Annotated in this window: 10 protein-coding genes and 1 pseudogene; 4 read left to right on the forward strand and 7 right to left on the reverse strand. The window is 43.9% G+C overall.

Annotated elements, in window-relative coordinates; genetic code table 11:
* Nucleotides 1–180 precede the first annotated feature (180 nt).
* The 5 genes from ACFIL2_RS01365 to ACFIL2_RS01385 all read right to left on the reverse strand — a co-directional run bounded on the left by ACFIL2_RS01365 (nucleotide 181) and on the right by ACFIL2_RS01385 (nucleotide 4,484).
* Entirely contained in the window at nucleotides 181–2,172 is a 1,992-nt protein-coding gene (locus tag ACFIL2_RS01365; RefSeq protein ID WP_375680570.1) for a transposase domain-containing protein, read from the reverse strand.
* A complete protein-coding gene (locus ACFIL2_RS01370; RefSeq protein ID WP_375680569.1) occupies nucleotides 2,169–2,627 on the reverse strand; it encodes a hypothetical protein in 459 nt (152 codons plus the stop codon). Before ACFIL2_RS01370 ends, ACFIL2_RS01365 begins: the two co-directional genes overlap by 4 nt.
* Nucleotides 2,624–3,598, reverse strand: a complete 975-nt coding sequence (locus ACFIL2_RS01375) for a ParB/RepB/Spo0J family partition protein (RefSeq protein WP_375680568.1) — start codon at nucleotides 3,596–3,598, stop codon at nucleotides 2,624–2,626. Before ACFIL2_RS01375 ends, ACFIL2_RS01370 begins: the two co-directional genes overlap by 4 nt.
* Nucleotides 3,598–3,996, reverse strand: coding sequence for a hypothetical protein (locus tag ACFIL2_RS01380; RefSeq protein WP_375680567.1), 399 nt, complete (start codon nucleotides 3,994–3,996; stop codon nucleotides 3,598–3,600). Before ACFIL2_RS01380 ends, ACFIL2_RS01375 begins: the two co-directional genes overlap by 1 nt.
* 194 nt (nucleotides 3,997–4,190) lie before the next feature.
* Nucleotides 4,191–4,484: a helix-turn-helix transcriptional regulator gene (locus ACFIL2_RS01385; RefSeq protein WP_273790132.1), complete on the reverse strand. Its 294-nt coding sequence runs from the start codon at nucleotides 4,482–4,484 to the stop codon at nucleotides 4,191–4,193.
* Between the two features lie 151 nt (nucleotides 4,485–4,635).
* Here ACFIL2_RS01385 and ACFIL2_RS01390 point away from each other — a divergent pair, with 151 nt between their 5' ends.
* From ACFIL2_RS01390 to ACFIL2_RS01405, 4 genes are all read left to right on the forward strand, one after another.
* A complete protein-coding gene (locus ACFIL2_RS01390; RefSeq protein WP_375680566.1) occupies nucleotides 4,636–5,166 on the forward strand; it encodes a helix-turn-helix domain-containing protein in 531 nt (176 codons plus the stop codon).
* Nucleotides 5,167–5,247: 81 nt separating this feature from the next.
* Entirely contained in the window at nucleotides 5,248–5,766 is a 519-nt protein-coding gene (locus ACFIL2_RS01395) for a helix-turn-helix domain-containing protein (protein ID WP_375680565.1), read from the forward strand.
* A 654-nt stretch (nucleotides 5,767–6,420) separates the two neighbouring features.
* Complete coding sequence (locus ACFIL2_RS01400) at nucleotides 6,421–6,621, forward strand: AlpA family transcriptional regulator (RefSeq protein WP_015856172.1); 201 nt, start codon at nucleotides 6,421–6,423, stop codon at nucleotides 6,619–6,621.
* A 10-nt stretch (nucleotides 6,622–6,631) separates the two neighbouring features.
* The gene (locus ACFIL2_RS01405) at nucleotides 6,632–6,826 is read left to right on the forward strand and encodes a hypothetical protein (RefSeq protein ID WP_375680564.1); all 195 of its coding nucleotides are present in this window, start codon (nucleotides 6,632–6,634) and stop codon (nucleotides 6,824–6,826) included.
* Nucleotides 6,827–6,845: 19 nt separating this feature from the next.
* On the opposite strand, the gene ACFIL2_RS01410 is transcribed toward ACFIL2_RS01405, so the two are convergent.
* Nucleotides 6,846–7,253 (reverse strand): hypothetical protein, encoded by a 408-nt coding sequence (locus ACFIL2_RS01410; RefSeq protein WP_375624302.1) that lies wholly within the window; start codon nucleotides 7,251–7,253, stop codon nucleotides 6,846–6,848.
* Nucleotides 7,254–7,273: 20 nt separating this feature from the next.
* Nucleotides 7,274–9,558, reverse strand: a pseudogene (locus ACFIL2_RS01415) (hemagglutinin repeat-containing protein); the annotation flags it as partial.

Here is a 9,558-nt window from a genome sequence, read left to right on the forward strand (position 1 = left end):
CCGATCAGGCAAAGATACCTAGAAACTTCATGTATTGATTAGACTTTGAAATGGATAAGATTCCTCCCCCCCTTTCTTTGTTAACGCTTCAAGCCGTACGCGATACAAAATCGACTTCCTTCCCCCCTTTCCTTGTGAGAATTCTTGTAAATCCCCCCTCTCTTTTCCTAGTTCCTTATTCTATTGCTTGGGAAACTTGATCACTTCACGCCCCTCATCAGAGGCAGAAAGTCGTCTTAAAGCTTTGTGCAAATGTTGACTAAATTCTTGCGTATCTAAAGCCTCATCATCCTGCACTTTCACAGCTAAATTCCCCATATTGTTTGGCATCAAGCGGCTTACCTTTGGCTTAACAACAAGCTTGGATTTTGAACCATCATCCTTTCGTTCATCATCTTTTCCTTCAAGGCGCCCATAAACATCAGCCAACTGATCAGGCGCAAGCTTTGCTGCCAACTGTTTTTCTGCTTTAACTGCCTTCACATATTCTTTACGCAAACGCCCATTCAAGCGCGCCGCATGCTGGTCGTAAAAACCCACATCACAAAGGCATGGTGCCAAACAAAGCAACCGATTATTCAAATCATAAACCCGTAAATCTTGATGCAAATTATCCGGATCAAAGCGTACAATCACTTTTTTCCCCGCATGCTCATTCAACGCCCGTGCCCAATAACGATTGCCATAAAAATGGATCTCCCCCGTACCCTTTTGCGCACGCAATGCCTCTGAGGTTAAAAGCCATAAAGCCCGTTGTGCTGCCGTTGCTTGCCGAATAATCGTCCCCTCGGCTTGCAAGCTCTCAGTAAAGGTCTCATCAAAACTGCGCCCCGCACAATTGACCGCCTTGCGCCCCGCTTGCGCATTGTGTGCACAAATTTGCGCACCAACATGGGCTTTAAACGCTTCAAATCCTATCGCGCGTTTTCCATAATCTTCAGGCTTGGCATCCGGTTTATTGCCCGTATAAGCCCCCGCACAAAAGGGATGTTTCGAAATCGCTTCTGCCAGATCACGCCATGCCCGCTCAATCGGTTTAGACTGTCCGCTATAAGGGGTGGTCCATTGCAATTGCACACCCAAACTCGTCAAAAGCCCCTGCGGATCATCCGGCTTAATCTTAAAACGAAAACGGTTTTGCACACCTCCAGAAATCCACTTGCTGGTAAAGGCACGCCCATTATCCAAGGTCATACGCTCCGGTATCCCATAAGCTTCCACCATGTCCCCAATCACCAAACGAACAATTTCCCAACTCTCAGCATCCGACAAGCGCCACGATAAAATCTTGCCCGAATAAAGATCTTGAATGGCAATCAGATAAAGCCGCACAGGCTTCTCTGTCCAAGGAACATTCACAAAAACATCCAGCTTATGCCCGTCCATATTCACTGCTTGCAGTGCATGCAGGCTGGAGCGATCACGCCGTTGGGCTGGATAAAGCTTTTTTGCCTTTTCTTCTCCCTCACGTGCTAAAACCACAACCGCTTTGGAAATTTGCGCCTTAAAACGACGCCGCAAAGCCCGCTCAGAAGGAATGGGCTGCCAACCCCGCTCCTGCGCAACCGAAACCATGCGCCGATAACACGCCGAAAAAGCAGGTTTAGAGGGACGCAAATAATCCGAACAAAAAACCTCCCACGCCCCATCATGACACGGCGCAAATTGCGAAACATTCTCCTCACCATAACAAGGCGCTAAAGCTGCCAACCAATCAGGGCGCTCATACCCCTCCACCATCTGCCGCCAATTAAAAAGCGACATCCGGCTCACACCAAATTGCACCGCACTCAAACTTGCCGCATCATGCACACCCATACCGGCATGGAGCAAATCTTCCCAAAAGCAAAGTGCCTTCAAACGCTCTTCACAGCGCCTTTTATGCGCCTTTGAAAGCCCCTCATAACGCACCCAAATACTTGCCTTTTGCTCCCCTTGCGTTTGTTTCACATCAACACCACCTGCCCGCACCAACAATGCCGCCCGCGCTCCCTCCGGCAATAAGGAAATGTGATACTCCCAAACCGGCTTGGTTTTGCCTAATGTTTGGCGAAACAATTGTCTATTCAAACGCCATTTCTTAAGCGCGAGATTGTTGAGACCGATCTTTGTTTTCGGCAACCCTGGCAAAGCAGCCTCAGCCAATTCGGCAATAGTAAACCATTCCTTCATGGCTGCCCTCTTTTAATGCGAACCGGCGTTGCACGCATGGCTTTCAATTGCGCTGCAATCTCCCGCTGTTCCTGCTGAAGCCGCGCAATTTCTGCTAACCGCGCCTCATCTCCTTGCAACAGCAACAATCCATCTTCACTCACCACCTCATCCCAAAGCCAAAATGCCTCTGTCGCCCGCACAAATGCCTTAAACCGCGGCAGGGAAATATCCACCTGCTTACTTTCCGCAACATAAGCATCCAAACTCGCCTTACTTAAACACCCAATCCCTAAATAATGCGCCATACGCTCCGCAATCACACTGCGCTCATGCCGGCATTCTCTCAAAGCCCGCGCCATGGCACGCTTAATGCGTGAACGAAACCGCCCTAAATCAATCTGCGCAACGGGTTCGCGGCAGGGGAAAACCGGCTTTTGGAAAAAATCAAGCTGCCCGGAACCATGCCTCTTCATGACAGCACCTCCCCACGTTCTCTTGCAAGATAATCACAAAACCGCGCCTTTGTCTGCGCATCTGCTCTCTGCCAAACACCTAATAACTGAGCAAAAACCCGCTCTTGTTCATTAATTTGCGGCGGCGTATTAACCCCATTGACCAAATCAACAGCCCGCCGTAAATCCCCCTCAACCTGTTGCAAAGCAATCGCCACCCGCCGTTGCGAAACCGGCTCCATCTTCGCCAACTTCAACAATTGCGCTTGATTATCCGCCAATGCCGTCCCCCGCAAAACAGACCGCAACTCCGGCTGTAAATGCTGAGCAATTTTCGTTAAATAATGCACTGCACGTTTCGATAAACCAATACGATCTGCCACATGTTCAGCAAAAGGGTAATGTTTACCCAATTGCTCTTCATCATGCAATTGTGCAATGTTTGCACTATTGCTCATTTTAGAAATAGGATCAACTTGATCCTTTGATTTTTCATCCCCTTCACACCCAGTTTCATGGTGCTCTGAAGTTGCATTGCTGTCCCTTTGAGCAATTCGGTCAACTTGACCGAATTGCTCTTTTTTGACTTTATGTTGATTACTACCGTCCCCACCAACCTTAATTTCCCCATACTTCTTTTCCCACAATTCGCGGTAAGTCTGGACAAAAAGCGCACGGTCAATAACAGACAATTCATTGCGAAAAAGGTTTTCAGCCACTTCTAAAAGCGCGGCATTGTCCTTATCAGCCTGCACCACAACCGCATCGATTTCGCTATAGCCTAAAAGCTCCGCAGCACGCAGCCGATGCGCACCAGCAATAAGCGTATAATTGCCTTCCTTAGCATTAGGGGTATGGCGCACCGTAATCGGATTCATCAATCCCTCCCGCGCCATTGATTGTGCAAGTGCCTTGGCATGCTCATCATCTACAGGGCGTATACGCTCCGGCACCACAATCACATCAAGAGCAAGCTTTTGAAACTGTGCCATCACGTCCCCACCTTTCTGATCTCTTTAAAGAACAAATCCATCGCACGCCCTGCCCATCTTCGATAAGCTTTCGCAAAAACGGGTTCTTCCAAACGCCGGTTAATCACTTGCAAAGCAAGAAAGATAGCAGTCTGCTTCCGTACTTGCATGGCAACAAGACGCCGCCGCGGCACCTCAAACTGATAATGCAAAATATGAATAGCAATCTGCCGTGCTAATATCGCATCAAATAAGCCATGCGGGGGGTCAATAACATACCGTATCGGTATATGTCGAAAGCCTCCACTCACTGCTTTTAAAGAACAGGAAAGCATCATTTGTAATCGCTCAGCTTCTGAATAAGGATTAAAAATTTCTCTTTTTGCCTCTGGCATCCATAAATTATAAGCTGCAACCATAACCATCCCCCATTAGTAAAATCCGCTTACCACCTATGGAAAACAAAACTACCCAAACGGCTGTTCTATGACGCAACTCTATGCAATTTATCTTGCCCATTTCGTATTGATCTTTAGACATTGATAAACCTTTTCATCTTATGGTATTTAAATTCATGGCAAATGCGCAAAAACGCAAAGCCGTGTAACGAAATTCAAGCAGCATTCCCACGCAAAGCAGAATGCGCACGCGAATCTGTGTTGGCATGTTTTGCTGCTTTAAAAATACGACGGCGACTTTTGGGGTAGCGGTCGCTAAAAACCTGCTCGACGGGCAAACCGATAAAATCGGCAATAGCGCGTTCGGCTTTCTCGTTAGACCGTGTCCAAATGTGTTGAACACTGGATGAGGAGAGTTGATAAGCTTTCGCGAGCTCCGCCAAGGTCATATTACGGCGGCGTAGCTCGGCTAAAATACTATGACGATCCCATTTTTGTGTGGTTGTCATAACTTCGCTCCTGCTTCAAACGGATGCTCAAACCATCCGTTTTTTGTGGGGTTAATTGTAAAATATCTGCCCTCTATATCGGGCGGTAATTAGATGTATAATGCCAAATTCGGCTTTTGTAAATACCGAAAATGGATTTGGAGTGATTTTTTTGGCACGTCCTGAAAAAGAACCTAAAACAGAACTGGCAAAACGCTTGCGTGAAATACGGCACACCCTTGGTTTTACAGAGCGCAAACAATTTGCTAAACATTTTGAAATCCCCGAAACGACTATGCGCAATTATGAAACGGGTTTGCAAGAACCCCCTGCATCTATAATGCGAATATATAAAGATCGCTGTGGAATATCCTTAGACTGGCTTGTCACTGGTGAAGGCGAAATGTTTAGTGACATGGCAAAAGCGAAAGCAGCAGGTTTTAAAGCACCTACCATTCCTGCTGGTCTCATGAAAAAGCTTGGTCGCATAGCTTATACAACCTATCGCGATGCTAAAATAAAACTCCCCCCTGAAGATATAGCGGAACTCGCGGCGGAACTTTATGGAAAACTGCAAGAGCTTGTTCAAAACATCAACGACACGGAAGAAATCGAACTCACCTTGCCTCTTTTAAAATTGCATTTAAAGCGTCAAATAGAGGCTGAAAGAGTACATCTAGAAACTACACAAAATACGGCTTAATGCCTCTCTAAAATGAATGGGGGAATCTCTTTTTAAAATCCTGTAATTTAAAACGAACCTAAATATGAATAAGGAGCATTTTTGGCACGCCCCGAACTAGAACCTAAAACACCATTGGCAAAACGCCTACGTGAAATAAGACGAATCTACGGAAATGAAGAACGTAGTATCTTTGCGCAACGGCTTAATTTACAACGTGGCACCCTGGCCAATTATGAAATTGGAGCACACGAACCAACATGCTCAACAATTAACGCCTATTATACGGCCTATAACATTAATCCTCATTGGCTCGTTACGGGTGAAGGCGAAATGTTTAGTGACATGGCAAAAGCGAAAGCAGCTGGTTTTAAACCACAAACTATTCCTGCTGGACTCATGAAAAAGCTTGGTCGCATAGCTTATACAACCCATCGCGATGCAAATATAAAGATCCCTCCTGAAGATATAGCGGAACGCGCGGCGGAACTTTGTATAAAGTTGCAAGAGCTTGTTCAAGACATCAACGACACGGAAGAAGTAGAGCTTATTTTACCTCTTCTAAAATTGCATTTAAAGCGTCAAATAAAAGCTGAAAATGCACATCCAGAAACTACATAAGATACAGCTTAATGTCCCTTTAATATGAAAAATCGATATGAAAATCTTTTTACATTAAAAAAATAATATAACTATTTGATTAATAAGTATATATTGCCTCTAAAAATAGATAATCATCAATAGGTGAAAATCTTTTTTGCTTTTTTGGTTATTTTTGGCTGATTTTGGAGTCAATTGAACTTTTGGAGTGATTTTTTTCACAGGGTCTTCAAAGGCGGTTTTCTGGGCTTTCACAGACTTTTTAAAATTTTTCACAGGGTTTTCAAAGACCTTTCAAAGCCCTCTCTCATTTTTACCATGAAAACGCACTTTTTTCTAATTTTCACTCTTTTTCGCTCTTTTTTACAATTTTAGGTGTCAAAATCTATTTTGACAAAACGCGCATTTAATGCTAAATTTTATACATAAAAACAACAAATTATCACGTATTCCTACCTAATCCCACCTTTTCCCACTTAGTACAAAACCTAGTGTCAAACTACATTAGCTCTCTTTTCTCTCATTCTTTCTCAATAAGACTCATAAATTATCACATCAGAAATTATATGATAAAATATTGTTTTCTATAAATAAAATACCTTCAAAAATGAACCAAAATGTGGTTAATAAATAGTTATATTTTGTTTTCTTTTTTTATAGTGAAAGGATTTTAATATGACAGAAAATGATATTCTTTTAACTGACCGTGAAAGTGCAAAATTGCTTCATATGAGTGTCTCAACTTTCCGCCGTCATGTTACCAATGGCTCTCTCCCAAAACCTTTAAAATTTGGTTTTTTATCGCGTTGGTTACAATCAGATCTTTTGAATGTCATCGAGCAAGCAAAACAGCAACGTTATAACGACGCGGCATAAAAAGAAAACCTTGTCACGTAAGAACGGACAAGGCTTTCTTAAACTCATCAACTTGGATGATAACAAAAACCGTCCTGTATCGCAACCTGGTTATAGGATTACTAAGTACATTCTACGCCATATTGCTTTACATACAATATTAAGATGGTGGATTGAGGAAACAATCGCGCCATTCCAAGTGAAGGCAAGGATGGCAGATTGTTGATCATCACCAATAGAAACACTTAAGGTTGGCATTTGCGACTATTTTTATATTTTTTACAAAAAGGGCTGTTTAAGCGCTTCTTGACACTGCGCTGTGGTATGACAGCACCTGGACGACAAGCCGGAAGATTCTTTCCTTGAAAATTCTCACACCACGTTCCTGCCTCTGTATCTTTATAGCGGAATCCTGATTGAACCATACAAGAATCAATAAACGCCTTTTTATTTAAACTTAACTTTCTATTTTCTGGATCCTTATCATAAGGGGTTGGCATTCCACATTCTAATAAGGCTTTTCCTACCTCAGTAAAATCAGTAACACCATTTTTCTCCCACGCGCTCAAATATCCTCCAGGAGTTTTATTAAACTGACATCCAGCTATACTTAACAAAGTTACAGCGCTTAATAATTTTAAAGTTTGTTTCATTTTTTCCTCCATGATTTAATTCAAGGTTTTTGTTCACGATGAGATGTGCCATAAAGTGTTCTGCACTTATTACCCGCATCTCCAAGGCAAGTATGAGGATTGTAAGGATTTGTGAACATATTCCATGTTTCTTTCCACCAATTACTACCAGCAGGTATTGTCTCGTAGGTATAGCCATTACCGCCAATAATTCTGCTGACAAAGTCGTATCTATGCCCATCAAAGCCAACAATGGTTTGTTTGCCGTCACTCACATAACCTAACAGACCGGATGCAACTAAAACATTAAAGGCTGGTCCATAGAGATTGATAGTCGTGTTTTCGTTGGCTATACCGTGAACACCTTCTTGTTTGAAAGAATTCAGCATATTCCCCAATGTCATCGTCCCACGGCTATGTCCATAAAGTTCTAATCCTGTAAGACCATAGCGAGACGTTATATCTTTTGCTTCTTGTGTTGAATTGGTCAAACCCCAAAAGTTATTTTCCATAAACTTCTGATAGCCTGCAACCAGAAGCTCTGAGATAGCAGAATCGGCTTTGGGGAACACAACAAAATAAAGCGGTACATTTTTATTCTCCGCATGTTGCTCTGCATAAACAGCCGCCTCATAGGGTGGTGTAAAAATGCCATTGAGGGACACATGCACCTTGCCATCAGCACCTTCTTGCAAATGTTCCTTTTCCTCATCCGTTAAATAATGAAACTTAGGTATTTTTTGCCCACGAGCGTCTTCTATAGGCTCCCCATTTTCATCTATTTCATAGATTGTATTGCCCTTTTCATCACGGTCGACCACGGCGATGGGGTGCTCTTTGATAAACATGGTTTTATAGGAGTCATCGCTATATTTAAACCCTTCTTCTAAGAGTTGAGTTGCCATTTCACGGTTTTCATGGACGATTTGTTCCAGCTTGCCTACATCGAGCTGTTGTACACCCTTATGGGCGGTGGCAGTATCCCGATTAAGGGAGGCTATGGCTTGCTCAACATCTTGCCCTGTTAATGCCTTCTGCCCTGCTTCATCAGTAATGACGATAGTGCCATTGCTGATAGCGGATTTGGTATATCCTTCCTCTGAATCTTTAGCTTTTGAATGATCCAAGACATTTTTAGCAATGTTTTTCCCGACACCATATTTGCCCTGATACATCGGACCACCCGCTGAAATGCTTAAACCTTGACTGCTGGCTTGAGCATGCGCACTGTTGCTGATATCACTGGTACTAATGCTTCCTGTGGTCAGGCTGTTTTTTCTGCCGGCGCGGTGCTTTCAATAATACCTCCGGTCAGCGTTGTTTTATCTTTAACGTTGATCTTAAAACCACCATCACCCGCTTTGATGCCTGATTGCTCCACAACACTATGATAATCACTAGAGGATTTATCCTTGTTCAATGAAATATTGGTTGTGGCTGTACCTTCCTTTTCTCGGCTATTATAACCAATGGAAACAGAGTTTTGCTTGCTGGAAGTTTGTCCCGTATCACTGCGGCTGGTAATGGCAAAATCACCCCCTACTTCCATTTCTACACGCTCTCCAGAAACCACGGCGCCTGCCAATGTGGTGTTTGCCCCACTCGTGGTATGAACAGTGCCGGTGCCTATAATATGGCTGTTTTTGTGTTGAACTTCCTCACTGGAACCTTCCCCTTGACTAAAAGCAGCACTGCCCGTTGCCCCTGCGCCACCCGTGCCATAACCGGTGCCAACACTCATTGAAGCACTTTCACTGCTGTTTTGTGTGCTTTGCGTGTTTTGTGCACTTTCAAAGATGATATCTTTACCTGCTTCCATGGTGATCTTTTCGCTCTGTGCATCATTTTCCAGCACATAGATTGGATTGGTACCAGCGATAATATCAGCGCCAACACCATGAATGCTGCCTTCGTGGGCATGCATGTTAACAGCGCGTCCGCCTTCTATGCTATCTGTCACCGCTGTGGAGGTCTGAACAGAGGCTTCTGTTTTCTCAGTTTTAAAGCCCACGGTTACACTGCCAGATGCGCCAGCCAGATTGGCAAGAGCATCCTTGGTGGAGCCCCCCAATCCTCCTAATGAGCTACTCAGTCCTTTGGTTGTGTTCCCCTTTTCCCCCGTATTGCCAGTCAGCCAATTAACAAAGGTTTTGCCTTTACTATAAAGATGACTGATTTTCATGCCAGTCAGTATGCCATTAATAACTGTGTTATTGCCATCCTTATTATTCATGTGATCTGCGGCATCTTTTAGTCCTTGTACCGTGCCAAGGACACCGATATCAACGGAAGTTGTCACACCAGCAAAAGACTTTTCATGCTTTTC

Origin of the sequence: Bartonella sp. AP30XZML (genome assembly GCF_042195945.1) — a bacterium.
In the GTDB taxonomy this organism is placed as follows: Bacteria; Pseudomonadota; Alphaproteobacteria; order Rhizobiales; family Rhizobiaceae; genus Bartonella.

Coding starts and splice junctions, on each gene's coding strand:
- ACFIL2_RS01365 (WP_375680570.1), bottom strand. CDS start 2,172: ATGAAGGAATGGTTTACTATTGCCGAATTGGCTGAGGCTGCTTTGCCA.
- ACFIL2_RS01370 (WP_375680569.1), bottom strand. CDS start 2,627: ATGAAGAGGCATGGTTCCGGGCAGCTTGATTTTTTCCAAAAGCCGGTT.
- ACFIL2_RS01375 (WP_375680568.1), bottom strand. CDS start 3,598: ATGGCACAGTTTCAAAAGCTTGCTCTTGATGTGATTGTGGTGCCGGAG.
- ACFIL2_RS01380 (WP_375680567.1), bottom strand. CDS start 3,996: ATGGTTGCAGCTTATAATTTATGGATGCCAGAGGCAAAAAGAGAAATT.
- ACFIL2_RS01385 (WP_273790132.1), bottom strand. CDS start 4,484: ATGACAACCACACAAAAATGGGATCGTCATAGTATTTTAGCCGAGCTA.
- ACFIL2_RS01400 (WP_015856172.1), top strand. CDS start 6,421: ATGACAGAAAATGATATTCTTTTAACTGACCGTGAAAGTGCAAAATTG.
- ACFIL2_RS01410 (WP_375624302.1), bottom strand. CDS start 7,253: ATGAAACAAACTTTAAAATTATTAAGCGCTGTAACTTTGTTAAGTATA.